This window comes from Peristeroidobacter agariperforans (assembly GCF_004138335.1).
Lineage (GTDB): Bacteria > Pseudomonadota > Gammaproteobacteria > Steroidobacterales > Steroidobacteraceae > Steroidobacter > Steroidobacter agariperforans.
Genome location: NZ_RYFW01000003.1, coordinates 432532 through 457726 on the forward strand (window position 1 = coordinate 432532; position 25195 = coordinate 457726).

The 25195-nt window shown below is 62.5% G+C and carries 19 protein-coding genes; 5 read left to right on the plus strand and 14 right to left on the minus strand.

Annotated features, from left to right (window positions below; all coding sequences use genetic code 11):
- The first annotated feature begins 194 nt into the window (after window positions 1-194).
- A complete protein-coding gene (locus EK373_RS33480) occupies window positions 195-572 on the plus strand; it encodes a pentapeptide repeat-containing protein (protein ID WP_198683600.1) in 378 nt (125 codons plus the stop codon).
- Window positions 521-844, plus strand: coding sequence for a pentapeptide repeat-containing protein (locus tag EK373_RS33485; protein WP_198683601.1), 324 nt, complete (start codon window positions 521-523; stop codon window positions 842-844). The genes EK373_RS33480 and EK373_RS33485 overlap by 52 nt, the downstream gene beginning before the upstream one ends.
- Here the strand turns inward: EK373_RS33485 and EK373_RS24085 are convergent.
- The 7 genes from EK373_RS24085 to EK373_RS24115 form a co-directional block, all read right to left on the minus strand.
- Window positions 841-3168, minus strand: a complete 2328-nt coding sequence (locus tag EK373_RS24085; RefSeq protein WP_129646734.1) for an MHYT domain-containing protein — start codon at window positions 3166-3168, stop codon at window positions 841-843. The genes EK373_RS33485 and EK373_RS24085 overlap by 4 nt on opposite strands.
- Before the next feature lie 215 nt (window positions 3169-3383).
- Window positions 3384-5909 carry a DUF7133 domain-containing protein gene (locus EK373_RS24090; protein WP_129646736.1) on the minus strand — a complete coding sequence of 842 codons (2526 nt, stop codon included), beginning with the start codon at window positions 5907-5909 and terminating at the stop codon, window positions 3384-3386.
- Window positions 5910-5926: 17 nt separating this feature from the next.
- Window positions 5927-7276, minus strand: a complete 1350-nt coding sequence (locus EK373_RS24095) for a putative oxidoreductase C-terminal domain-containing protein (protein ID WP_129646738.1) — start codon at window positions 7274-7276, stop codon at window positions 5927-5929.
- Between the two features lie 8 nt (window positions 7277-7284).
- Window positions 7285-8646 carry a Gfo/Idh/MocA family protein gene (locus EK373_RS24100; RefSeq protein WP_198683602.1) on the minus strand — a complete coding sequence of 454 codons (1362 nt, stop codon included), beginning with the start codon at window positions 8644-8646 and terminating at the stop codon, window positions 7285-7287.
- 27 nt (window positions 8647-8673) lie between these two features.
- On the minus strand, window positions 8674-11511 hold the full coding sequence (locus EK373_RS24105; RefSeq protein WP_129646743.1) for a TonB-dependent receptor: 2838 nt from the start codon (window positions 11509-11511) through the stop codon (window positions 8674-8676).
- Window positions 11512-11741: 230 nt separating this feature from the next.
- Window positions 11742-12890, minus strand: coding sequence for a Gfo/Idh/MocA family protein (locus EK373_RS24110; protein WP_129646745.1), 1149 nt, complete (start codon window positions 12888-12890; stop codon window positions 11742-11744).
- Window positions 12891-12900: 10 nt separating this feature from the next.
- On the minus strand, window positions 12901-14232 hold the full coding sequence (locus tag EK373_RS24115; protein ID WP_129646747.1) for a 3-keto-disaccharide hydrolase: 1332 nt from the start codon (window positions 14230-14232) through the stop codon (window positions 12901-12903).
- A gap of 118 nt (window positions 14233-14350) precedes the next feature.
- On the opposite strand from EK373_RS24115, the gene EK373_RS24120 reads away from it, so the two are divergent.
- Genes EK373_RS24120 through EK373_RS24130 form a run of 3 tightly spaced genes read left to right on the plus strand, consistent with a single transcriptional unit; the run spans window position 14351 to window position 15761 of the window.
- A complete protein-coding gene (locus tag EK373_RS24120) occupies window positions 14351-14776 on the plus strand; it encodes a VOC family protein (protein ID WP_129646749.1) in 426 nt (141 codons plus the stop codon).
- A 53-nt stretch (window positions 14777-14829) separates the two neighbouring features.
- A complete protein-coding gene (locus EK373_RS24125) occupies window positions 14830-15162 on the plus strand; it encodes a PadR family transcriptional regulator (RefSeq protein WP_129646751.1) in 333 nt (110 codons plus the stop codon).
- Window positions 15159-15761: a hypothetical protein gene (locus tag EK373_RS24130; RefSeq protein WP_129646753.1), complete on the plus strand. Its 603-nt coding sequence runs from the start codon at window positions 15159-15161 to the stop codon at window positions 15759-15761. Before EK373_RS24125 ends, EK373_RS24130 begins: the two co-directional genes overlap by 4 nt.
- On the opposite strand, the gene EK373_RS24135 is transcribed toward EK373_RS24130, so the two are convergent.
- The 7 genes from EK373_RS24135 to EK373_RS24165 all read right to left on the minus strand — a co-directional run bounded on the left by EK373_RS24135 (window position 15737) and on the right by EK373_RS24165 (window position 25175).
- Window positions 15737-16513, minus strand: coding sequence for a DUF3750 domain-containing protein (locus EK373_RS24135; RefSeq protein ID WP_129646755.1), 777 nt, complete (start codon window positions 16511-16513; stop codon window positions 15737-15739). The genes EK373_RS24130 and EK373_RS24135 overlap by 25 nt on opposite strands.
- A 100-nt stretch (window positions 16514-16613) precedes the next feature.
- Window positions 16614-19784 (minus strand): TonB-dependent receptor, encoded by a 3171-nt coding sequence (locus EK373_RS24140; RefSeq protein WP_129646757.1) that lies wholly within the window; start codon window positions 19782-19784, stop codon window positions 16614-16616.
- Window positions 19785-19865: 81 nt separating this feature from the next.
- Window positions 19866-20951, minus strand: a complete 1086-nt coding sequence (locus EK373_RS24145; protein WP_129646759.1) for a FecR family protein — start codon at window positions 20949-20951, stop codon at window positions 19866-19868.
- Between the two features lie 3 nt (window positions 20952-20954).
- Window positions 20955-21470: an RNA polymerase sigma factor gene (locus tag EK373_RS24150; RefSeq protein WP_129646761.1), complete on the minus strand. Its 516-nt coding sequence runs from the start codon at window positions 21468-21470 to the stop codon at window positions 20955-20957.
- Between the two features lie 96 nt (window positions 21471-21566).
- On the minus strand, window positions 21567-22940 hold the full coding sequence (locus EK373_RS24155) for a glycoside hydrolase family 27 protein (protein ID WP_198683603.1): 1374 nt from the start codon (window positions 22938-22940) through the stop codon (window positions 21567-21569).
- A 144-nt stretch (window positions 22941-23084) separates the two neighbouring features.
- The gene (locus tag EK373_RS24160; protein WP_129646763.1) at window positions 23085-23588 is read right to left on the minus strand and encodes a RidA family protein; all 504 of its coding nucleotides are present in this window, start codon (window positions 23586-23588) and stop codon (window positions 23085-23087) included.
- 21 nt (window positions 23589-23609) lie between these two features.
- Complete coding sequence (locus tag EK373_RS24165) at window positions 23610-25175, minus strand: flavin monoamine oxidase family protein (RefSeq protein WP_129646765.1); 1566 nt, start codon at window positions 25173-25175, stop codon at window positions 23610-23612.
- Window positions 25176-25195: the final 20 nt, after the last annotated feature.

A 25195-nucleotide genomic window follows, 5' to 3' on the forward strand; every position in this document is an offset into this window, starting at 1 on the left:
AGGCAATCGACATGCAGCGGCGCATTGTTTGCAACGAGGAGAGCAGCGAAGGGCAAGGCGTGTGGTTACGGCAACAGCTCACAATGTGTCAGTACGTGACACTGTTACGGCACACACCGGCACAGTGATACAGTCGTTGCGGTAGCGAAACATTTGTGGAATAGGACCGAGGCGTGCGTGCCAGGAAACATTGGGTGAATTTGTGGCAATGCAGGGCAGTGGTCGCTCGCCTGGGTCTGGCGTATCTCCTCTGCGCCAGTTCGTCATTCGCTGCGCCTGCGACTCGGGAACAGGTGATATCGCAACTCGAATCCGGCACTACGGATCTTTCCAATTTACAAGCGAATGGCGTCGATCTCTCCGGCATCGATTTCCGCGGCGCCCGATTGTTCGGGGCGAATCTGGACGGGGCCAATCTTGCCAACGCGAAGCTCGCTCGCTGCAACCTGGATCTGACGCTGATGCGCGGGACCGTGCTGGTGAAAGCAGACCTACGCGAGGCGAGCATCTTTGGCGTCTCTTGCTGGATAAGGCGAATCTGTCCGGTGCGGATCTGCGCGGCGCACGCCTGATGAGCAAGCTCGATGACGTCAACCTCGAGGGCGCAAACCTATCCGACTTGAAGGCCGGCGCAGATATGCGCAATCAGCCGATGGGATTGATCCGGATCGTGCTCACGCACGCGTCGCTCAAGGGCGCCAACCTGGAGGGCGCGAAACTCGGTGGCGCTATTCTCACCGATGCGCAGATCCACAACGCCATCTTCGTCGGCGCGACCGGGTTGAAAGAGGTGCTCGGCCTCGATTCGACCCAAGGCAAAGAGACCGCGACATTCGATCCCTAGCCGGTTGGCAGCATGCGGCGCTCGAAGTGATCGTCGCTGCCCGGGCCGCGGAGTCGTTCGAGTGCTTCGGCGAGCTCGCTGGCGAGATAGGGCTTGCGGAGGAACGGCCAATCGCCGCCGTGCGCGAGCGATTCTTCCAATGTTTCTCCGGCGTAGCCCGAGCTCAGCAATACTTTGATGCCGGGCCGCAGTTGCTCGGCCCGTTTGGCCAGCGCCACGCCGTTCATATCGCCGGGCATGACGACATCGCTTACCAGCACGTCGATCTGCACCTTCGATTGCAGAATGCGCAGCGCTTCCTCGGCGTTCTCGGCACGGACAACGCGATGGCCAAGATCGGCGAGCATCACTTCCACGATGCCTGCGACCGACGGATCGTCTTCGGCCAGCAGAATATTCCATACGAGGTCGGATGACCTGATCACCGGTTCGGACGCTTCGGGCACCGGCAGGGTGGCTCCGATCGGCAGATACACGTTGAAAGTCGTGCCCGTGCCCGGCGCGCTGCGGACTTGCACCTCGCCGCCGGACTGACGCACGAAGCCATACACCTGGCTCAGGCCGAGTCCGGTGCCCTTGCCCGGAGATTTGGTGGTGAAGAACGGCTCGAAGATCCGACTCATCACCGCTTCGTTCATGCCTTCGCCCCGATCGGCGACGGTGAGCTCCAGGTAGCGGCCCGCCGGCAGATTCGGAGCGTTTGTGTGCGACAGCTCGACGACCTGCGTCTGCACGACGATCTCACCACCCGCGGCGCTCGCGTCGGTCGCGTTCACCAGCAGATTCAACATCGACGCTTCGAATTGCGCCGGATCGATCAGCGCGACGGCTTCGTCGGGGCACAAACGCAGCACCAGCGAGATCGATTCTCCGGTCGCGCGCTTCAACAGCGGCTCGCATTCGCGGATCAGGACGTTGAGATCGGATGCCTGCGGCTGCAACGGTTGTCGACGTGCGAATGCCAGCAGTTGCGCAGTGAGTCGTTCGCCGCGCCGGGCGGCGGCAAGCGCGGCTTCGCCGAGTCGCTTGCGTCGCGCGGCGTTGTCGGGATGCTTGAGAATGACATCGAGCGCGCCGATCACGACCGTCAGCAGATTGTTGAAGTCGTGAGCGACGCCGCCGGTCAGGCGGCCGAGCGCATCGAGCCGTTGTGCGTGCATCAGCGCAGCTTCCGCCTCCGATTTCGCAGCGATGGCCTCAGCGGCGCGATGTTCGGCAAACAGCTTTGCAGTGACATCCTGGAACGCGGCAACCGTCAGCTGTTCGTGATTGCCAGCGTGCACCGGAGCGGCGGTCGTCTCGAACTGCACCACTTCTCCATCGGGCCGGCGATAGCTCTGCAATTGCGGGCCGACGCGACGGTTCTCCGCCATCGCCTTGTAGAGAACGTATTCCTTGGGCAGCAACTGGTTGCCGGTTTGATCGACCACGCCGCCCGCGATCTGCTGATCCCAGATCGCCTGCGTGTCGATGCGACGACCGAGCAGCCGTTCCGCTTCGGCATTTGCAAAGCGCACCTCGCCGGCGGGCGCCGCTGCGACCAGGACGCCGATTGGCAGATTGTCGAGGACCGCGCGCAGCTGTTGTTCGCTCTGCAAGGCAGCCCTCAGTGCCAACGCTTCGACCCGGCGGTCGTGCAGGGCCGCGATCAACGTCAGTAGTAAGATGAAGAAGGTGCCCGCAGCCACGCCGACGGCCAGCACGATCGAATCGATACCCGCCGGCTCGATGTCGCGCAGCGAGCTTGTATCGACCTCAACGCCCAGCATCGCGGAGTAGTGCATGCCGACGATGGCAAAGCCCAGCGCGCACGCTCCCAAAGCACGTTGCGCACCCGTCGTGTTCTTGGCTGCCATCACCAGCGCGCCGGTGGATGCGCTGACCGCCACGATGAACGCGAGCACTGCATACATTGGCTCATAAGTGAGAGCGACCCCGGTGATCAACGCCGCCATGCCGACGTAGTGCATGGTGCAGATGCCTGCCCCCATGGTCACGCCGCTGAACAATAGCCGACTGAACGACTGCTGCCGGGACGCGAAAAAGAATGCGAAGGCGGTGGTGGCGATCGCCAGTCCCAGCGACAACAGCGTGAGCCCGACCTGGTAGCGCACTTCGTCGCCGGGATCGAAACCGAGCATGGCGATGAAGTGCATCGACCAGATGCTCAGGCCCATCGCGATGCCCGCCGCAGCGATCCAGGCCATGCGCCATGCGCCGCCATGCGCTCGCACCCGACGGAACAGATCGAGCGCGGTCCAGGAACCGAACCACGCTGTAAGGATCGATAAAACAACGAAAATAGGGTGATGAGCCGCGTGCATGTCTTCTGCGCACACTTCCGTGCTGTGGCCGCCAGCATAGAGCCAGAAAAAACGGCAAAACAATAGGACGAGCCGGGTTTCGCGCCCGGGGAGCGGATTAAGCCGACCAACGGATTACCCGAGGGGGCCTGCGGTAGGCCGGCCGGGGGGCGCAGGGACCGGCCGCGTTGACAAATTCAGTCGGGGCTGTCGCTCAGCGCCGACAACGGGCCCGTTCAGCGTAGCGGCTGCAACTCTTCGTCGCTCCAGGGCTCGTCGCGATGGGCGACGACGCCGCGAATGGATTCGACGGTGCGCGGATCGATGGGGCTCGCTTCATTGCCCCACGAGCGACGCACATAGGTGAGGATCGACGCGATGGTCTCATCGTCGAGCGCGCTGCCGAGACCCGGCATGGCGAGTTGATCCACCTTGCCATTGAGCACGATGCGCACCACTGCCTGCGGCGAGCTGTTGACCCATTGCGAGCCCGCAAGCGCGGGCGCCAGTCCTTTCATACCCTGGCCTTCTTCTTGATGGCAGGCGGCGCAAACGGCGAAGGCGGTGCGGCCTTTGTCGTAGAGCGCGCGTTGTTCAGGTGTCAGCTTTGCGAGTGAAGCTGCCACGTCGACCGTGGAGCCACGCCACCGCAAGAATTTCGCCAATTGCGCGGCCCTCGGCGCATCGGTCGCACCGCTGGCTGCATAGGTGAGCAGTGCTTTGGGCTCGACGGCCAGGTAAGCCATCCGTTTCGAGCCATCGTCCGCGCGAGGAATGAGACGATCGACGCCATCGAGCAAGGCCGTGCGGATCCACGCACTGGTCTTGGGTTGAGTCAGGCGGTCGAGCAGCGCCTGGCTCTCCTCGATATCGCCTGCCTGCAGCACCGTTGCCACAGCGACGGCGAGCACGGACGATGCGCCGGAAGTAGCGGTTTCATCGTCCGTCGTCATCAGCGATGTCACAAACGCGGATTCGCGACCAGCGATGCTGCTGACGATGGCATCGGCGACGTAAGGCTGCGCACCCGCTTGACGGGCGAGTTCTAGCAGCGCGGCGTCTGCCTGATTGCCGATGGCTTCGCCGAGCGACAGTGCAACCTGGCGCACGACTGCCGGCTCGTTCCATCGCGCGCGATCTAACAATGCCTTGACCGTGCGGTCTGGATCGGTTGTCAGAAATTTTTCTGACACACGAACTGCAGTGGATGCGACGCGAGGTTCGGCATCGCGCAAAGCCGCAGCTGCGGTGGCCCAATCGACTGCGTCGATGCCCTCGAGCGTCCAGAGCGCATGCACGCGCGACGCAGGTCGAGATGCATTGGTCGCCAAGCGTCGAAGTGCAGACGCTGTGCTCGCGTCCTGACGCTCGACGAGCAGACGCTGCGCCGTCTCCCTCACCCACGCGCCTTCATGATGGAGAGCATCGACGAGCTGCGATGACGTTGCTTTCGCCAGATTCGGCGCAGGGTGACGGGCAATATTCTCCGGCACGATACGATAGACGCGTCCCATGCCGAGCGGCGCCTCGAGGCCACGCTCCTTGATCTGGTTGCGCAGATACGTCGTGAGGAAGATGCGGTGCTGGATGACGCCGCGATACATGTCGACGACATACAGCGATCCGTCAGGCCCGTTGTACAAATTCACGGGCCTGAATCGCTCGTCAGTCGAGGCGAGGAATTCGGTTCGCTCGTAAGCGTTGCGCACTCGGGGAATGCCGTCACGCTCTTCGATCACCAGCCGCTTTACGAGATTGCCGGCCGGCTCGCAGATGAAGGCATCGCCGCGGAAGCTTTCCGGGAACAACGTGCCGCGGTAGATCGCAGGCCCGCTGGCAGCAGTGAGGACGGGCAGGGTGCCGTCTTCTCGCAGGATTTTATAACCGCGATTGACGCCGGTCGTCACCCGAGCGGGCCATACGGAGATTTCGCTGGCTCGCGCCAGCTGCACATTCGAGCCGCGCGGATTCGGAAGATGGTGATTGCGGAGCAGATATTCGGCAGGCAGCGTTTCGGTGTAGAGCGCGACGCTGTTGTTGTTGAAGTACAGCTGGCCGAAGTCGTCCTGCGCGATGCCCCATTGACCGCGAAACGCTGTCGGCTCGCGTTGCCACTTTCCGCGCTGGTAGCGAAAACGGGTCGTGTGATTGGCGCTGTAGATCCAATTGTCGAAGCCCCACAGCAAGCCATTCGCGCTGTGCTCGGGGTTGGACGGATTGCCGTAATCGTTCGCGACCAGTTGCTTGTCGTCGGCTGTGCCGTCGTTGTCGGTGTCGCGCATGAACCAGAGGTTGGGCGGCTCGGCGACCAGCACGCCGTCGGCGACGAGCGCCAGCGCGCGCGGCAGCATCAGCCCACCGGCGAACTCGGTGCGCTTGTCCATGCGACCGTCGTTGTTCGTATCTTCGAGTGTGGCGATCGTGCCGATCGGCGCGTCTTCGCCCACGCCGTCGACATTGGGCATGAAAGCGCGCATCTCGACGACCCACATGCGACCGTCGGGCCCGATGGTCGTGGCCACTGGATCGAACAGCAGCGGATCGCTCGCGACGAGCTCCACTCGAAAGCCGGGCGCGACACGCAGTGTTTTCAGCGCGGCTTCTGCATTCAGCGCAGGCGCCGGAGGCGTTTTGATGTGGGACGGCGGCGGTTGTTGTTGCTCACCCGGCCGGTCGCCGCTCTGCGCCTGCGCGTGCCACGCGGGAATCAATGCCAAGCACGCGCCCGCGATGGCGCCGAGGCCCACTCTATGAAATCGCATTCCGTGGTCGTGGAGTCTTACGGGGCGCGGCTGAGCCGATACGCCTGCATGATGGTCGAGTACTTGGTGAGCATGTTCGGCACTTCCCATGCCGGCAGCTTGCCTGAGCGCAGGTATTTGAGGAAGTTCTCGGTGACCTGGGCGAAGTGTGCTTCGTGGCCCACGTTGTATTTGTCGGGCACCGTGACTGCCCAGCGTGTGCCGTCGCGGCGCACACCCACGCCTGGATACTTGCTTTGCAAGGATTCGATGGCGCTCTTCACCGCCGCTTCGTCCTTGGTGCCTTCGATGTAGAGCACGGGCTTGAATTGTTGAGCTGCGCCTTGCTGAATCGTGAGCGAGGCTTTGGTTCCGCGCATCACGGAGAAGTGGGTGTCACCAGCGCCGGCCGGCGCTTCGAAGTCCCACTTCACCGAGACCAGCGCGTGTACATCGCGCAAGCGGTAGGTGAACTCGCCGTTTGCGTAAACATTCAGCACGCCGTTCTGCACATCCGATTTCAGGAAATCCGGAAAGGTGGTCGCGCCCGTGGTCTTCTTGAACTGTTCCAACGTGATCGGTGTCCGGCTGTGCTTCGCGCTCAGCACCTTCGCGTCCGCGGGTTTGAGTGCCTGCTCCGGAAAGGCCTGCCATTGCACCAGGTCGACCAGGTGCGTCGTTACATCGACCAGGCCTTCGCCCTGCTGCCGCACGTCGAAGAACCACTGCGGCCGTTTCAGGGGCGAGCCGGCGACGATCTTCGAGAAGTGGTGCACGCTCTCTTTACGAATGGCGGGATCGGCAGGCGTGCCTTTCTGCAGCGTGCCGAACAGCTCCGGCCGCTGCGACAGCTCACGCTGCAAGATCGAAGTGATCTCGAATCGCTCGGTCATGATGTCGTAGAGCAGCGTGCCTTTCTTCTCGGCGAGCGCGAACGCTTGCTCGAGTTTCTCCAGATCGGCCGGCGTGATCGCCATGGGTTTGTCGGCGAGCACATTGAAGCCGGCCTGCATGGAGCTCAGGATGTACTCCGCCTTGTGCGCGTTGTTTCCCGAGATGACGACCACGTTGCCGGCGCGATCTTCGAGCATGCGCGGCAGGTAGTCGGGGCCGGTGTAGATCTCGGTGCGCCAGCTGGTGGGTTGATCCGCACGCTTGTTGAAGCCTTCGATGCGCTTCATGTGCTCGAGCACGTCGTCGCCCTTGGGTGCGTAGACGTGCACCGCCGGGTCGACGCCTTCATACATGAATTTCTGAACCAGCGAGGCGTGGAAGTGACCCGGGTCGAGCGTGATCAGACGCACCGGGCCCGTGACACCTTCGGCATGAGAGGAGAGGGCAGCAAACATCAGCGTCGCGCCCACCAGCGACTTCAACAGATTCCGCATGGTGCCGCTCAGCTCTCCAGCAGGCCGTGCACGCCGTACGGCGCACGCTCCGGACGGGACAGCCATTTGTTGGCTTCGGGGTCGTTGCGGAAACTTTCGGATTTCACATCCCAGGTGAGCGGCCGTTGCAGCTTCATCGCGATCCAGCTGACGATGCATGCGCTGCCGCTGCGATGAGCGATGTGCGCGGGGGCGAGCGGCTCCTTGCGCGAGCGCACGCTTTCCAGCCAGTTCTTGTGATGGCTGTCGCTGCGCGGCAGCTCGACCTTCAAGCCCTTGGGATCGAGCAGGCTCTTATCGCTCGCGTCGAGCGGCGGCATGGTATTGCCGGAACTGGGATCGCTGGCGGTCGCCATACCGTCGCGCGTCACCCAGATCCAGCGGCCGTCCTCGCCAATGAACTTCAGGCCGTTGTTGTGCTTGTCGGAAACATGCACGTGAATATCGCCCGGATAAGTGAGCTTCACGTCGTAAGCGCCGTGCACGTTCCAGATCTCATTGGTCGGGAACTCTGCCGTGCCTTCGACGCGGGACGGACCGCTGTGTTCCAGGTCGAGCGCCCAATGCATGGTGTCGTAATGATGCGAGCCCCAGCCGGTGATCATGCCCAGGCAGAACGCTTCGTTACGCAGCCAACCCGGACGTGTTTCGTATCCGACCTTCGGATGCACGCGCTGCTCGGTGTAATACGCGAACTCGGCGGGGCCGAGCCAGCGATTGTAGTCGAAGCCATTCGGCACGGGCTGCACCGGGTCGTCCGGAGCGGTGGGATCGATGGGCAAGCCGATTTCGACGCTGCGCACCTGACCGATGCGGCCCGAGCGGACCAGCTCCGCGGCCTGACGGAACTGGATCCATGAGCGCTGCTGACTGCCGACCTGCAGGATGCGCCGGTGGCGCGCGACGGCGTCCCGAAGGAGCTTGCCTTCGGCGATCGTCATGGTGAAGGGCTTTTGCAAATAAACATCCTTGCCCGCGAGGATCGCGGCCAGCGCCGGCTCGGCGTGTTGATGATCCGGCGTGCTGATGACCACCGCATCGATGTCCTTGCGCAGAAGCAGTTCGCGATAGTCCTCATGCACGCTGACCGTCGGCATCGGTGCGTTGATTTCGCGGTACAGCTCCTCGACGCGCGTCTTGCCCTCGGCCGCGCGCTTCGCGTCGAGATCGCAGACTGCGACGATGTCGGCGAGCCCGGACTTCAACACGCCCGGCATGTCGTGACCGCGCGCAATTCGGCCGCAGCCGATCTGCCCGACACGAATGCGGTTGCTGGGCGCTTCGGCGCCCAGCAACCGGCTCGGCAATATCAGCGGCAACGACAACCCCATCAGCGTCTTACCGAAAGTCCGGCGGGAAACGGAGCTCATGGGGTGTCGTGTTCGCATGTCGTCTTCCTAAAACTGGCCGCGGATGCCCAAAATGAACTGGCGGCCGGGTTTGTTCAATGTATTCGCACGGTTCTCGTAACCGTAGAACGAATATTCCTCTTCATCGGTCAGGTTGAGCGCTTCCAGGCTCAGCGTCAGCGCCTGACCGAGCGCCTCGAAGTTTACGCTACCGGAAAAGTCCAGATAGCCCGCCTCGCGCCGAAAACCGGTTTCCGGCGAAGTCGAGCCGCAGTTGAGCTCGCACTCGACGTAGTCGTCACGATAGTTATACGACAGTCGTAACGCAAAGCGGTCCTGCTCGTAGTAAGCGATGGCGTTGTAATTGTTCTCCGCCAGGCCGAGGATGGTCTGACTGCCCGAGTCCAGGCGCGTGAAGTTCAGAGTCACGCCCAGGCCCTGCAGCAGCATGTCCAGGCGCTGTTGATACAGCAGCTCGGCGCCTTTGAGATACGTCACCGCCTCGATGTTCACCGGCGTGTTGAACAGCAGGACGGTGTCCAGGCCGTTCGGCAGCAGCGCGAGAATGGTCGGGTCGGTGATGGTATCGAGCGCGATGCCGGCATTACGGAACGGCTGCGGAATGTTCTGCCGGGTGACGAAGCCGGTGATCTCCTTGTAGAACAGGTTGCCGCCCAACACCGCGCCTTCCGTGAAATACCACTCGATGCCGCCGTCGAGCTGATCGGCGATGTACGGATCCAGGTTGGGATTGCCCTGGGACACGACGCCGCTGGTGCTGATCGAAGTGAACGGCTGCAAGTCGGAAGGGTTGGGGCGCGTCAGCGCTCGAGAGACGGAGAAGCGCGCCAGCACCGAGTCGCTCACGTCGTAGGCGAGATTGAGCGACGGCAGCGTTTCGGAATAATCGCCGTCGATGGTGTTGCGACCGTAATCTTCCTTGCGCAGTCCGAACAGGTTGCCGGCGGCCGGCGGCGTCGTGGGGACGCGGATGAAGCCGATCATCTCGTGCTCGGTCTGTACATAGCGCACACCGGCATTGACGCGCAGGGTGCGGCCCCACAAGTCGAAAGCGGTGTTGGCTTCGACATACGCCGACAGATTCTCTTCCTCGAAGCTGCCGGAGTTCTGGAAGTCCAGGTTGGCGGCCGCGTCGAGCGCGTTCGGATTCATCATGCCGCTGAAGGCGTCCAGGTCGCTGACGATCCAGCGGTTGTAGCCCACCACATCCAGGTCCTTGCCATAGTTCTTCACCGGCACCACTTCGGCGAAGTTGGTGATGTTGAACTCGTTGAGGTTGGCTCCGCCCGTGTAACCGAACGGGGTCAGCGCCGTGCCTTGCGTCACACCGACCGATGAGGAGTAGGCGAGGCGTTCACGGTAGTACTTGTTAGCGAGCGCACCGACGCGAATGTTTCGTTCGTCGTCGCCGAACTTCAGGTCCAGCGACAGGTTCTCGTTCTCCTCCTCGCGGGTGCGAGGCTGCACGCGAACCGTGTCGAACTGCCAGTTGGCCACGTCCGCCAGATCGAGCTGCGGGGTGATCCGCGGAATGCCGCCGTTCACGTCGATGTCGACCGTGCCTGGCCGGGACAGGAACAAGTACGTGGTCATGCGCCAGCGGAAATCGGACTCCGCCTTCGATGCCTTCACGTCCAGGCCGATGTTATCGGTGATCTGCCACGAGCCGCCCAGGCCCAGGTGCTTGAAGTCGGACTCTTGCTGGAACAGGCGATTCTCCGACCAGAACTTCGCGTTGAGCAACGTGCCGTGCGTCAGCGTGTTGTTGCCGTCGATCTGGAAATTGCTCGGCGTGATGTAGCCGAAGCCGGTCACTCCCGCGGTTCCCGGCGTAGTGTTTCTCACCAGCAGGTTGTTGGTGTAGCGATCGAAGTCCGATTCCAGCTTGGCGTAGATCGCGTCGAGATTGAACAACAGCCGGTCGTTGGGCGCCCACTGCAGCGCCAGTGTGCCGCCGACGCGATCGCGATCGCCGGTTTGCGTTTCGGGCCGCCCGAGTCGCGGCACCTGCGCGTTGGCGAGCTGCGCGTTGGTCAATCCAGATTCGTTGACGTAATCGGGGCGCTGATTGGCGGGCGTCGAGTTGACGCTCGGCAGATTCCAATCGAAGCCGCCCGCATAGCCCGCCGCCGGAGGATTGTTTGGAATGCGGCCGGAGGTCCAGCCTTGCGAGGTCCAGCCGTCGGTGCGGAAGGTGCGCTGGGACATGGACACGCTCAACAGCGCGCCGAACTTGCCATCCCAATTCTTGCTGACCAGGAAGCTGCCGCGAGGATCGACTTCTTCGGACGAAGATTGATACGCGCCCTGCAGCTGATAGCTGGCCTGGAAATCGTTGTAATCGAAGGGGCGGGGCGTGCGCAGATCCACCGTGCCGGACAGACCGCCTTCGACGGTGCTCGCTCGTGGCGTCTTCGAGACCTGCAGCATGCTGAAGATTTCCGAGGGCAGCAGATCGAAATCGAACTCGCGGTTGCGCGCTTGTTGATCGACGCTGCCTTCGGATGCAGCCGAGACCGGCATGCCATCGAGCAACACGCGAGCAAAGCTCGGGCCCATGCCGCGCAGTGAGATCTGCTGGCCTTCGCCGTTCGTGCGTGAAATCTGCACGCCCGGCACGCGTTGTAGCGCTTCGGCGAGGTTGTTGTCCGGCAGCTTGCCGACGTCCTCGGCGGTGATCGAATCGGTGAAATTCACCGAATCGCGTTTGGCGTCCAGGGCGACCTCGAGGCTCTCGCGGTAGCCAGTGACGACGACTTCTTCGAGTTGGCCGGTTTCGGCGGTGGATGTTTCTTGCGCCAGAGCGACAGTGCCCAGGCACAAGCTCAATACTCCCGCGCTGGCCGAAGTAACAAATCTTTCCATCGTCAGCTCCTTCGTTCTCGTGGATCGTGGGCCGAATCGCAATGGAGGAGCTTGGTTTTGCTGCGGGCGAGCGCAGCCGTGCCGCCTTGTTCAAGCGGCATCGCAGACCGGATATTCCCCCTGGCCGGCCACCTTCATCGTTGGAAAGTGGCCTGACCAGCAGATTGTTAGATCAGCGCGGGAGCCCTGTCAATGCTGGGTTGTGATCGCTAACAGGGTGGTCAGGCCAATTAGCTCAGGATTGGCGGGGTTGCCGCCTTCTGGGCGGCCAGGACCAGCTCCGCGGCCAGCAGCGCCTGCTTCTGATCCTGCGCAGTTTGCGTGCGTTCGACGATGTCCGTGACGAATTGCGGGCCGAACGGCAGCGCCACTTCATTGCAGTCGATGTACCGCGCCTGTTTGCGGTCGACGAGGTACAAGTGATTGCCACCGGACAGTCCGGACGCGACGTTGATGTATTTGCGCAGCTCGATGTACCCCTCGGTTCCGAGGATGAATAAACGGCCATCGCCCCAGGTGCTCAAGCCATCGGGCGTGTACCAGTCGACGCGCACGTAACCCGTGCCGCCGTTGCCGCTGATCATCATGTCGCCGAAGTCTTCGAACTTCGGATGGTTGGGATGCGCCAGATTGCCGGTCTGCGCAGCCACGACCCGCGCCTGGGTGCTGTTGGTGTAGTACAGAAACTGATCGGCCTGGTGCGAGCCGATGTCGGTGAGAATGCCGCCATAGCGCGCCTTGTCCCAGAACCAGTCCGGGCGGGAAGGCGCGTTCACGCGATGGGGAGCGAGGTTGACGGTTTGAATCACGCGACCGATCGCGCCCTGGCGAACCAGCTCACCGGCATAGACGGCCGAGCGTACTTCGAGCCGCTCGGAATACATGATCGCGAATTTCCGTCCGGTCGACTCGACCGTCTTGCGCACCTCGGCCAGCTGTTCCAGCGTGGTGATGCCGGGCTTGTCCGCCAGGTAATCCTTACCGGCTTGCATGGCGCGAATGCCTATAGGTGCGCGCTGATCGGGAATGGCCGCGCCCGCGATCAGCTGGATGGACTTGTCCTGCAGGATCTCGTCCTCGCTGCGCGCGACCTTCACTTCCCCGAACTTGGCGCGAAAATCGGCGATCTGTTTCGGGTCGGACCCGTAAACGGCGACAAGTTTGCCGCCGCCGCGTTGAAGCGCAGCGGTCATGCCGTAGATGTGCGCGTGATCCAGGCCGATCACGCTGAAGCGGATCGAATGTTTGCTCGCAGGCGCCTCGGTCTTCGCGTTCTCGTGAGTGGGCGCGCCTTGCGCAACCGCCGCTGATGACATGGCCGAGGCGAGGCCGGCGAGCCCGGCGGATTGCAGGAAAGTGCGTCGATCGGTGTTGCTCATCGCTGATTCTCTAAAGCGCGCGAATTTTGATGCTGCGGAAACTGACTTCGTCGCCGTGATCCTGCAGCAGAATGCGGCCCTGTTCCAGCTTGCCGAAGCCGGCGATGTCTTTGAACTTGCTGTCGGCGACGCGGCGCTGGAAATCTTCCGAGCCGCGCTTGAACGTCAGCACCTGCACGCCGTTGAGCCAGTGTTCGATGGTGCCGTCGGGTTTGGCGACGATGCGCGCGTGCTGCCACTCGCCGACCTTCGGCGCGAGGCCGACATTGGTCATCAGCCGGCCGCGCGGCTGGATATCGTACAGCGATGCAATCGTGCGATTGCCGTCCTTGCCTTGCTTCGCGTCGGCGTGACGCTCGTCATCCAGCAGCTGATATTCGAGTCCCAGCGCGTCGCCGGTGCCATAGTCGCCCACGTAGTACTTGATGCCGCTGTTCGCGCCGGGCGTGAGCTTGAAATCGAGCTGCAGCTCGAAGGCGCGGAAGGTTTTTTCCGTGACGATGTCGCCGCCGCCGCCGCCCGTGACGACCAGCTCGCCATCGTCGACCTTCCAGCCGCGAGTGGGGAACGCATCGCCCTTGGCGCTGCGCCAGCCGGTGGTCGATGTGCCATCCCAGAGCAATTGCCAGCCCTGTTTGCGCTCGACCTCGCTCAGATCGTTGGGCAGGGTGTTGCGCACGAAGATCTTCGCTTCGGCAGGCGAGGCGGCCGGACGTTCCGTGATCCGCAAGTTGCGCCAATGAATCTGGCGGCCCGCTTCCTCGGGCTTGTCGATGGAATGCACCTGAAGCGCGATGAAGCCGTCTTGGTAAGTGGCATCGAGCACGTACGCCGACAGCTGGCCGTTGACCCAGGTGCGCATCGACGGACCGATCGCCTCGATCCGGATCCGGTTCCACTCGTTGAATTTGTACAGGCCGGGCTGCGGGTTGAGCGTGCCGGGATACCACCAGCCGCTCATCGCTTCATCGTACAGGCCGCCGGTCCATTGGCGCTCGGAAGGGTCCAGATCCATCTGCGGCCCGTGCACGCGGCCTTGCATGATTTCCGGCTTGCTCTGGCTGCGGAACTGCACGCCGCTGTTGGTCGGCCCGACGGTTTGTTTGGCTTCGAACTCCAGCACGAAATCGCCAAAAGTTCGGTCTGTTGCTAGAAAACTATTGGGCGAGCCTGCAGTGGTCGTGCCGACGATGGCGCCGTCGACCACTTCGTACTTCGCCGAGCCATTGACGACGCGCCAGCCGTTCAGCGTTTTGCCGTCGAATAACGATTGCGAGTCGGCCGCGTGTGCGAGTCCGGCCACCCACGGCAAAGTTGCGAGGCAAGTCAGGACAAACTTCATGCAGAGGTCCCTCGTAGTGAGCGCTGTCACCCGGCGCGCGCCGAGCATAACGAATTTTTCTTGTCTGCTGTCGTAATCGCCGGCTAGGATGAATTTCCTCGAGCCGTGATGACACACGATGAGCCTGGCGCCTTTTCACCTTGCCATCCCCGTTCATGATCTGCCCGCTGCGCGCCGCTTCTACGGTGAAGTGTTCGGGCTGGCGGAAGGGCGCTCGAGCGCGCAGTGGGTGGACTTCGATTTCTTCGGTCATCAACTGGTGATTCACGAACACCCGAAGACGGCGTCGCAGGAGCGCGCTCACACCAATCCCGTGGACGGCCACGATGTGCCCGTGCCGCACTTCGGCGTCGTGCTCGACTGGGATCGATGGCAAGCGCTCGCCGCACGTCTGCAATCCTTCGGCATCGAATTCGTGATCGAGCCTCACATCCGCTTTCCAGGCCAAACCGGCGAACAGGCCACCATGTTCCTGCTCGACCCGTGCGGGAACGCGCTGGAATTCAAGGCGTTCAAGGATATCGGACAACTGTTCGCAAAATAGCCGAGCTGCGCCTCGAGTTGACGTTCGCTCATTTATTCACTATTTTGGAATAAATGAAGCGGCAACATCTGAGTCAGACCGAATTGATGGTGATGCTGGCGATCCTGCGCCTCGGGCGAGAGGCGTACGGCGTGCCGATTGCCGAGGAAATCAACAAGCGCACCGGCAGAGAGCTGGCGATCGGCGTTGTTTATTCGACGTTGGGCCGACTCGAGGAAGACGCCCTGGTGCGCTCCGAAACCGGTGAAGCCACCGCTGCGAGAGGCGGGCGCGCGAAGACTTATTTCGAGTTGACTGCCAAAGGATTGAAACAGGTGAGGGAGACGCAGCGCTCGCTGCAAAGCCTCTGGAATGGCATTCCGCAGCTCAGGAGTGACTCGGCATGACTTCTCGACCACCGCTGCGGATTGCGACCTGGTTGTTACAACGATGTCTGCGCGGCCGACACGCCGAATCGTTGATCGGCGACCTGCTGGAGTTGCACCAGGAAGGCAAGTCGAAGTGGTGGTATTGGCGCCAGGCGCTCGCCGCCGTCAGTGCTGATATAGCGGACGCGGTGCGCGACAGCGGTCGCTCGCTGATCGTCGCCGTGGTCGCGGGCTGGTGCGCCATCCTGCTCTGGCGGGAATTAAATGCAGTGCTGATCGCTCACATCGGCGACATGTACTGGTTCTTGAGGCATGCCGGCGTCGATCGAGGCGAAGGTTACTTTCTCGTCTGGCTGCTCGGTGCGCTGTTGAGGTTCGCTTTCTTCGTCGCGAGCGGCTGGCTGGTGGCTCGTGTGAACGCTCGACACCCGGCGCTTGCGATAGCCGTGTTCGTTGCCAGCGTTTTTCTCATCACACTGTCGTGGCAACAGGTTCGACTGCCATGGCACTACGCAGTGTGGCTGGTTCACTATGGGATGGCTGTGACCGGCATCGTCGCCGGAGCCTGGCTCGCGGCCCGACGGCGGCAGCGTTATTCGATGATCACCGGCTCATGATCGTCCGGCCCGATGCGGCCGAGCAGCGGTAGTTTGATCGACAAGCTCGCCGGATCGAGGCCGAAAGTCAGTCCCAGCAGATTCAGCTCGACGCCTTCTTCCCAGCCGGCGGCAACGCCGGCGATGCCGAAGACGTTCACCTGACCGCCGGTGCCGCTCGGCGTGAGAGCAACAGGGCTGAGGCCGAGATAATCCTTGCCGATCGCGGTGGGCGGCAAATCTACGCGCAGCTCAGGCACGTCGCGAAGAACGAACGCCGTGAACGTGTTCGAGTTCGGGCCGGGCCAGATTCGATATACATCGTTGTATGGATAGTTCTGCACCGCCGTCTCGATGCGATCGATCAGTGCATCGACGCCGGCGCCGCGCACATCTTTGAGCAAGTCCGGCTCGGCGCCGAACCAGCGACCGTCGGGCGGCCGCACGCGTGAGACGACCGTCGTTCCATCCCGCCGCAATCGATAGCCGATGACTTCGTGCACTGTGAATTCCGGCGCGCCGCTGCGTTTCACGGCGATCCAGGTGTGCACGCCGAAGTATCCTTTCCAGTTGATGGTGCGTGCCGCGTACACCTGCACGACCGCTTCGGGTGTCTTGACCGGATCGGGCGCGAGGCCGACGGGCTCGCGGCTCGCGGTCCGCCAATCGTTGTTGCTCAAGCGGCCGGACTGGCCGAGGTAGGTCACCGAGCAGGCCGCATACAGCGGCACAAGTAGAATCAGCCAGACGATACGTCGGCGCTTGGTGGTCATCGTTCGTGCTCCCGCTGTCGATAGCGTCCAGCAAATCGAACGACATTGCAAACAAAGGCGGGCGCGTCAGCGCCCGCCGAGGCCTCAGCTTACAGCGACGTCAGAATTCAGCGCGGACGCCGATGGTGTAGCGGCGTCCGGTTTCCTCCAGCAGCAGGATCTGGTTGTCGTAGCGACCGACGCGATGCTGGATTTCGTTGCCCAGATTCACGCCTTCCGCGAACACCGAGAGGTGATCGGAGATTGCGAAACTGGCGCGCGCGTCGATCTGTTGATAGGGCTCGACGAAGGTCGGCTCGCCGCCGAAGCCGACTGCAGTTCGCAGGAATCGCTCACGGCGGTTCCACGCAACGCGCACTTCCAGCGGACCGTTCTCGTAAAAGCCGACGACGTTATAAGAGTCGCCCAAGCCTTCGAGGGCGAAGGTTTGTGACACATCGTCGACGTTGAGCTCGGCGCCGCTCTCGACCAGCGTCGCGTTCGCGCCCAGGCCGAAGCCCTGCCAGAAGCCGGGCAAGTAGTCGAAGCTGTGCTGGGCGCCGATCTCGACGCCCTTGACCGTGGCGCTCTCCAGATTGTCGAGCAGGCTGACTTCGAACACCGGATCGCCCGCGAACAGATTGTCCGAGTCGGCGATCGGCAGCGCGCGATTCTCGACGGTGTTCACCAGGAAGTTCTCGACTTCCTTGTAGAACACGCCCACGGTGATGAAGCCGTTGTCCTGGTAGTACCACTCGGCCGAGAGATCCGCGTTCTTGGACTTGAACGGCTTCAGGTCCGGATTGCCGCTCGATGCCTGCAAGTTGCCCGGGCGAGTCGTGCCGATGACGAGGCGAGGCGACAAAGCGCCCAACGGCGGACGGGTCAGCGTCTTCGAGGCAGCAAATCGCAGCACCACGTCGTCGGCGACATTCAAGCGGAAGCTCAAGCTGGGCAGAAAGTCGTTGTACTTGTTCGTCTGGTTCACGGTGACGGCATCGCCGAGGATCGTCGTGTACAGCGTGGGATCGCCGCTGTTCACCAGATCCTGCAGCGCCTGCGAGATACCGAATGCCGTCGTCTCGGTGCGCACGTAGCGACCGCCGACTGTGAGATTCCAGGGCATCTGAGCGAGCGAGCCCTCGAAGCTCGCATCGGCATACAGTGCCGCGACCTCTTCTTCGACTCGCGAAGAGTCCGGCCGTTGATGAATCTCGAAGCCATTGCTCGCCGCGAGCTCGGCCAACGTGCTGCCAGGCGCCAACCCTTGGGCAGCGTCGCGCGCGCTGGCCGCTTCGGGCGACTCGAGATAGGCGAGCAGGCGGTCGATATCGAAAGCCTGCCAGGTCGAAGGCACGGATACGCGGCCACCGAGGTAGCCGGAGCCGACGCTGAAGGGCCGCATCAAATTGTCGGGGATGCCCACGAAGTAGCCGCAGTACATGCAAAGGATGTTGTTGTCCGAGAGGCGGGTGTCGCGGCTCTGTTTCTCTGATGAGTAGTAGCCGCCAACGGTGACGCGTCTCAGCACATCGCTCTCCGGCTGCCATTGCGCTTCGATGCGATGCTCGTAGATTTCATCTTCGAGATCGGCGCCGCCGCCGAGTGGGCCGCCGCCGGTGCCGCGCAGATTGAAGTGCGCCACCGGCAGGCTTGGGTCGACGTAATCCGCCGAGGGCACGCCGGTGACCGACGGGATGCCATTGGGCGCGTAGGAGAGCGTGTAAATATCCTTGCGGAAGCCGACGACGGCAACGTTGGTCCCTTCGGCGCCGCCTGATTTGGCGCGAGACCACGACGAGTCGAGCGACAGATTGACGCTGTCGCTCACGTCCCACTCGAGATTCAAGCCGCCAGCATAGATGTCAGTGGGGCGGTCACGCTCGGAACGGGTGTAGTCGACTGCGGCATCGATGGTCTGCGTGATGCTCGTTGCCGTTCGATGCTCGTCGAACTGCGCGTTGGTGATGATGGACGGCGTGACGAAGAAGCCCAGCGAGTTCGCTTCGGTGAACACGTTGAACTTGTCGTACATGCCATCGACGGTCAGGCGCACTTTGTCCGTGATCTGGTACTGGAAGGTGGCGTTGACGTTGATTCGCTCGCGATCCTCATCGACCGGGCTGACGTTGAGATTCTGCGGAATGAAGAATTGATCGTCGGCCGAATAGCCCTGCGCGGCGAGGTCATCGGCGATCAGCGTCATGCTGTCGCGAGGCGCGGTGAGGTAGCCGTCGGTGAGGATGCGCTCCGAGCGGTTCTCGCGCTTTTGATAGGAAGCGGAGGCGAGCAGACCGATGCGTCCGTCGGCGAACGTGTCGCTGATCATGCCGAACACTTCGGGCGTGGTGTTCTCCGAGAGATCTTCGTACAGCGCCTTGGCGGACAGAATGCTCTTGAAGTCGCCGAGCTCCAACGGGCGGGGAGTGTGCAGCAGGATCGCGGAACCGATGCCGCCTTCCTGAAGCAAGGCTGTCGCGCTCTTGTAAACATCGACGCGGGAGATCAGTTCGGCGGGCAGCACATCGAAGTTGAATGAGCGCGCGCCGGTGTCGGACGCAAGCCGACGACCGTTGAGCAGCACCGTGTTGAACTCCGGTCCGAAGCCGCGCACCGTGACGCCTTGACCTTCGCCGCCGCTGCGATCGATGGACACGCCGGTAATTCGCTGCAAGGACTCGGCGATGTTGGTGTCCGGAAATTTGCCCAGGCTTTCCGAGGCGATCGAGTCGACGATCTGATCCGAGTCGCGCTTGATCTCCATCGCCTGGCGCAAGCTGCTGCGAATGCCCGTGACGACGACTTCTTCCAGATCCTGTGGCGCGGCCGCAGACTGCGCGGCGGCGGGCCCACCCGCCACACCGAACATGACGGCCGATGCCGCTGAAGCCAGACGAACGTTCTTGACTATCCAAGGTCTGCTGATGCGTGGCACGCGTTGATCTCCGGACTCTGCGTTGATGGGCCGCTCGCGCTCGGGCGCCGAGGTCGCGACCGGCAAAATCGTGACGGTGTGTTCGTTGAGATATTTGAAGGTGAGACCGGTGCCGGCGAGCAGCTTCGCGAGCGCTTCTTCGGGCGTGAACTCACCGACGGCGCCCTGAGTATTCAGCGCGTCGACTTCCTCGGAGACATACACGAGCTGAAAGCTGCGCTCCTTCGCCAGGCTCTGCAGCGCCAGTCCCAGGCCCTGGGACGGAATATCCGTTTGTTTCCTGACAGCGGCTTGGGATTCCGCGGTGCTGGACAATCCCATCAGCGCCAGGCAAACAGCCGCTACGCTTACTCGCATGACATCCCCCAGCCCCGCTCGCGGCGAAGCTCGTTCTCAATCCATCGTTCGAGCCGTCGTCTGAGGTGCGACGGGCTCTCGTTACCGTTGCTTCGTCAGATAGATCGCGCTGTCGCTCTCCACGACGTGCACGCCGGCGCGCTCGCGCAGGAATTGCAGCAGCGCGCCCGGATCGGTCGACGCGAACACGCCGCTGATGTGAAACTCGTAGAGCTCCGGGTCCTGCACGATGAGCTGCCGCTGGTTGTACCGATTGAACTCCTCGGCGACCTCGGTCAGCGTCGCGGCCTTGAACACCAGTTGTTTCTGCGTCCAGGCGATGGCGCGCGCCACATCGGGTTGTTGAATCTTTTCCGCGGCGTTGTCGCTGACCGACATTTGTTCGCCCGCGGCGAGCAGAATTCCGGCGCCTGCGCCGCTCTCCTGCGGGAGCTGCGGCATCGATTCGGTCACGTTGACGGCGATGGCATCGACGCGGGCGTCGGACACATCCGTCAGCACGGAAACTCGACCTTCGACGACTGTCACGACCGTGCCCTCACGTTTCTTGTTCACATCGAACTGCGTTCCCACCGCGCGCACTCGTGTGCCGTCGCTGGTGACGATGAAAGGTCGGGACGGGTTCTTGGCCACGCGGAACAACGCCTGGCCTTCCAGCAGTTCCAGCGCGCGCTCCTGTTCGGAATAGCGAACGCGCACTTTCGAGCGCGAGTTGAGCTCCATCGTCGAGCCATCCGGCAAGGTGATGGAGCGCTGCTCGCCGATCTGCGTGATGTAGATGGGCTCGCGAAACATATAGACCCAGACGAACGCGGCCAGGCCGATGGCGATACAGGCGACCACCGCCGCCCACCGTGCGTGAGAAATCGTGGCGGGGGCTCGCACGGTGGACGGGGTGATCAACTGGGTGACATTGCTCTGATCTGAGAGCGCCTCTGCGATGAGCGTGTCGGTGTCCCAGCGACGTTCTGCATCCAGCGCGGCACCTTCGTCCCAGATCGCGGCGAGCTCCAGGTAGGCGCTCAAATGTTGTGGCGACTGACGCAACCAGGCGTCGAACTTGCGGCGCGTGGCGTCGTCGAGCGCGCCGCTGCGACAGTTCACGAACCACTCCGAAGCTTCGGAGTAGATCTGCGCATTGAGCCTGGCGGATGAAATGCGCGGCATGGCTCAACCTCGCTCCAGCCGCTGGCGCAATTGCACCAGGGCTTGCATGAGGTTCTTTTTCACCATCGGCAGCGAGGTGCCGAGCCGCTCGGCGATTTCATCGAGCGACAGACCATCTCGACGATGGAGCAGGAACGTGGCGCGCAGCTTCGGTGACAGTCGATCCAGCTCGGACTGCAATTGCTCGAGACATTGTTGCGCGTCGAGGTCGAGCACCGGATCTACGTCCGGCACGGCGCGTGCGGAATTCAACATCTCGGTCAGCTCGATCGACGGCGGCGCCGCCGATTGTCGCAGCGAGTGTTGTTGAACGACATGTTGCGCGACCGTGAACAGATAAGCCTCCGGCGATCGGATCGACTCCACGTTCGACACGCGCAACATCCGGAGGTATACCTCCTGCAACATGTCCGGCACGTCGGCGGCATTGCGCACTCGTAGCAGCAGGAAGCGGCGCAGTTTTACGCCGTGGCTGGCAACCAAGCCGGTAATCAATGCGCGAGCAGCCTCGGCTGACATGGTTCTTTCGGATGTCGCCCGTGAAGTCGTAACCGTGTTGCAGTCTTAAGAGCGTTCGCCGCGAAATCGGTTACCGCGCCGTCGCACTTTTTTGAGCTACACGGGAGTGAGGCCGTAAAGCAGGCAGGCGTGAGGGGCGAGCGTGGCGGACACGCGTTCACGAACCGCGCCGATGTCACGCTGGGCCCAGAGATCTCGAACCTTCACGGATTTCAATCCCAGGCGCGAGAGATCGAAGTGGACGGGCTTGGTGTCGGCCTTGTCGCTGATATTGAACATCGCGAGATAGCGCATCTCGCCTTGCTCGGCGCGGGCCGTCCATGTGCGGACTTCTTCGATGAGCGCGGCTGGCTTGTTGTCGCGGCTCGCCTGGTTCACCGCAAGCACTTCGCGGTTGGTCAACAACGCGAGCGTCGCGGGATCGAGGTGTCGCAGATCGCCGCCCATGATCAACGGCGAGCGCGCGATGGACCACAACGTCATCAAGGTGCGTTGCTCGTCCGGTGTGAAGCGACAATCGCGCTTGCCCATCTGCAGTCGGCCCAGCGGCAGCATGTCCGCGTCCGGCCAGCGCCCGGGCTGTCGAAACATCGACCAGTTTTCCAGTCGCGTGAACTGCGCTTTCAATTGTGGCCACTCATCCCAGAAGTCATCGCTGATGCGCCACATCTGCGCGAATTGGCGTACATGCTCGCCGCTCGCAAGCGGCGTTTCGCCGGGTGACAGGCTCAGAATCATCGGCCGGCCGCTGGCTTGGATGGCCCGCTGCGCGGCTTCGATTTCCGGCGCGTTCGCATCGTAGGGTCGGCTCATGTCGTCCATCTTCACGAAGTCGATGTCCCAAGAGGCGAGCAGCGCGAACACGCTGTTGTAGTACTCCTGCGCGCCGGGCTTGCTCATGTCGACGCCGTACATGTCCGGGTTCCAGGGGCAAATGCTGGCTGTGTTCGCGATGTCTCGCGCTTGCCACTTGCCGCCGAGGATGGGCAGATTGCGTTCCACCGCGAGGCGGGGAATGCCGCGCATGAGGTGCACGCCGAACTTCAATCCGAGGGCGTGCACCTTGTCAGCGATCGGTTTGAACCCTGCACCTTTTACACTCGAAGGGAATCGATTCGGCGCGGGCAGCAGTCGCGCGTGCTCATCCATCGTCGGAATGGGCTTGGTGTTGTAGTCGTAGCCCTTGGCGGCGCCTTCGTACCACTGGATGTCGATGGTGAAGATGTCGTAACCGAACGGCTTCAGCTCGCGCGCCATGATCTCGGCGTTCGCGATCGCCTGTTCCTCGGTGATGGTCGTCGCAAAGGAATTCCAGCTATTCCAGCCCATGGGCGGCGTGGGAGCGAGCAGGGGAGCGCTACTCTTCGATGCAGGAGCGGCGCTCGAAGAGGTGCTCTGAGAGAGCACACCGAACGCACCTGCGGCCGCGAGCAATTCGCGACGATTGATTCCTGTCGACACTTCGTTCATCCCCCTGTGCTGTCGCAGTCAAAGAGCGGTTGCCAGCGAAATGGTTACCGCCCCGACGCTCTTTTTAATTGTATGAGTAATTACGGGAGATGCAAATCGGAGCATGCCGAGCGCCGGGGGCGCAGTGACGCGCCGGACCGGGCTTCATTTGCCGCGTTTTACCAGGTGCACTTCGACCTCCACCATCATGCCGGGCTGGACCAGGCCGGCGACTTGCACGGTCGAGCGTGCCGGCAGATTCGGTTGCTCGGCCGTGCCAAAGAATTGCGAGTAGGCGGCCATGAAGCCGTCGAAATCCATGCGGCCGCCCTTGGCGGGATCGCCGACCAGGTAGACCGTCATCGCGACCACGTCGCCAAAGCCCAGGCCGAGCTGATCGAGCGATTCTTTGATCTTCGCGAACGTGCTCAGAGCCTGAGTCCTGGTGTCGCCCCAATAGGCCGCGGTGCCCGCACGCGCTTTCGGATCGGCAGGCGCGGGAGTGGTGCCGCTGTGAAAGAAAATGGTCGCGCCCGCGGGGACCTCGACCGCTCGCGCGATCGGAAACTTCGAGCCTCCGAGCAGTGGATGCCGCACCACTTCAGCGGAGTTTGCACTGCTGGCGAGGAGGCAGAGTGACGCGGCCGTCGAACAGAGCAGTCGGTTCATCATGATTCCTTGTTGTCGAGATCAGAGGGCGCCCGCGCGGACTCGCTCATCGATATCCGCGATTGCGTGGAATGCGGAATGTAGCGCACCTTCCTGCCAGCCCGGGTGATAGCTCATCTGGTCGCCGATGAGGTAATGGTTGCCGGCCGGCGCCTGCAATGTCTTGAAGCATTGGGACTGCAGCGGCTCGCTCCATTGCACCGGGCAGCCGAACAGGTGATTCATGCGATGCCAGGCGATGCTGATGCTGCTCTCGACGTAGCGTCCATAGCCGGGGTGGATCTTCTCGCCTTGCTGGATCGCCAGCGCGGCTCGCTGCGCCGGCGGCAATCGCGCGAACCTTTCGGCCACCTCATCGCTGAAAGTGTATGCCCCGAGCATCACTCCCTTCTGCCGGTGGATGCCGTGCGCCGGATACCACAACTGCATGATGTCCTGCAGGGTCCAGGAGATGCCTCCGTAGATGCCTTCGTTCTCCCAGAATCGTTGTTTCATCTGCAGCCCGATCTTGAACAGCTTGCCATGGGGTACAGCGGTGAGCGCAGCGGCGTACTCCTTGGGAAAGTTATGCTCGATACGACCCAGCAGGTGCATGGGTATGCACGTGAGGCAGAAATCTGCATGAGCATGGACGACATCGCCGGCATGACGATAACGCACGTCGACGCCCGCAGCGCCCAGGCGGATGGACTCTACCGGCGAGCTCAGCTTCACCAGGCGACCGACCTTAGCCATGAACGCAGTGATGATGCGATCCATGCCGCCGACCGGTTCCATCATCATCGCGGATTGGTCATCCAACTCGCTGAAGCTCATGAGATAAACGAAGCCGGAGCGCAGCAGCTCGCTGGCGTTCAATGGTTGTTTGAAAGCAGGCGGACTCGTGTAGTCGTGCGTGGCGTAGCCTGCCCGCGAGGAGCTGACGTATTTGAAGCGGCTGTCGAGCTCGCCGAACTGGCGCAGATACTCGAGCAGCTGCTGGTAGTCGCGCTGGTCGAAGTTCGCCCCGAAACTGTCGGGGCGCACGGTTTTTGCGAGCAGCTCGGCGACGAAGCCGCGCGAGTCGGCGATGTATTCGCGGTTACGCACCGGGCGGCCGCCGAACATCGCGTCGTCCTGCACCCAGGCGTTGCGGTTCTCGTTGATGAAGGGCGCGAGCGATATGCCCAGCTCCTTGCAGTACTGGAGCAATGACGCGTGGTGCCCTGGTATGCGCGCGGGCCCGGCATTGAAGTACAGATCCGGATCGCGATCGAACTCGCAGGTTTGCGGGTACTCTGCCTCGTCGACCAGATCGCCGCCCCGCAAAGTGAGATTGCGGCCGCCGGCTCGGTGCGACGCTTCGATCACCTGCACGTCATAACCTCTGCGGCTCAACTCGTAGGCAGCGGCGAGCCCGGAAATGCCGGCGCCGAGAATCAATACCGACTTTCGATCCCCAGTGCGCAGCGGAGCGATGTCGGGTCGAGCAGTGTGTGTGCCCGGCGGCAGCAATCCCATTCCGACAGCTGCGCGATACACTGCTGTCGAGCCGCCGAATGCGCCGACCAGGTGTAGGAACGTGCGTCGTGAGAGCGGTGTGTTCATGCGTCTTTTCCCTCGACAGC

Coding starts and splice junctions, on each gene's coding strand:
- EK373_RS24145 (WP_129646759.1), bottom strand. CDS start 20,951: ATGCCGCGCATTTCATCCGCCAGGCTCAATGCGCAGATCTACTCCGAA.
- EK373_RS24120 (WP_129646749.1), top strand. CDS start 14,351: ATGAGCCTGGCGCCTTTTCACCTTGCCATCCCCGTTCATGATCTGCCC.
- EK373_RS24115 (WP_129646747.1), bottom strand. CDS start 14,232: ATGAAGTTTGTCCTGACTTGCCTCGCAACTTTGCCGTGGGTGGCCGGA.
- EK373_RS24125 (WP_129646751.1), top strand. CDS start 14,830: ATGAAGCGGCAACATCTGAGTCAGACCGAATTGATGGTGATGCTGGCG.
- EK373_RS24110 (WP_129646745.1), bottom strand. CDS start 12,890: ATGAGCAACACCGATCGACGCACTTTCCTGCAATCCGCCGGGCTCGCC.
- EK373_RS24095 (WP_129646738.1), bottom strand. CDS start 7,276: ATGCGGAATCTGTTGAAGTCGCTGGTGGGCGCGACGCTGATGTTTGCT.
- EK373_RS24155 (WP_198683603.1), bottom strand. CDS start 22,940: ATGAACGAAGTGTCGACAGGAATCAATCGTCGCGAATTGCTCGCGGCC.
- EK373_RS24150 (WP_129646761.1), bottom strand. CDS start 21,470: ATGTCAGCCGAGGCTGCTCGCGCATTGATTACCGGCTTGGTTGCCAGC.
- EK373_RS24105 (WP_129646743.1), bottom strand. CDS start 11,511: ATGGAAAGATTTGTTACTTCGGCCAGCGCGGGAGTATTGAGCTTGTGC.
- EK373_RS24130 (WP_129646753.1), top strand. CDS start 15,159: ATGACTTCTCGACCACCGCTGCGGATTGCGACCTGGTTGTTACAACGA.
- EK373_RS24160 (WP_129646763.1), bottom strand. CDS start 23,588: ATGAACCGACTGCTCTGTTCGACGGCCGCGTCACTCTGCCTCCTCGCC.
- EK373_RS24090 (WP_129646736.1), bottom strand. CDS start 5,909: ATGCGATTTCATAGAGTGGGCCTCGGCGCCATCGCGGGCGCGTGCTTG.
- EK373_RS24085 (WP_129646734.1), bottom strand. CDS start 3,168: ATGCACGCGGCTCATCACCCTATTTTCGTTGTTTTATCGATCCTTACA.
- EK373_RS24140 (WP_129646757.1), bottom strand. CDS start 19,784: ATGCGAGTAAGCGTAGCGGCTGTTTGCCTGGCGCTGATGGGATTGTCC.
- EK373_RS24100 (WP_198683602.1), bottom strand. CDS start 8,646: ATGAGCTCCGTTTCCCGCCGGACTTTCGGTAAGACGCTGATGGGGTTG.
- EK373_RS24165 (WP_129646765.1), bottom strand. CDS start 25,175: ATGAACACACCGCTCTCACGACGCACGTTCCTACACCTGGTCGGCGCA.
- EK373_RS24135 (WP_129646755.1), bottom strand. CDS start 16,513: ATGACCACCAAGCGCCGACGTATCGTCTGGCTGATTCTACTTGTGCCG.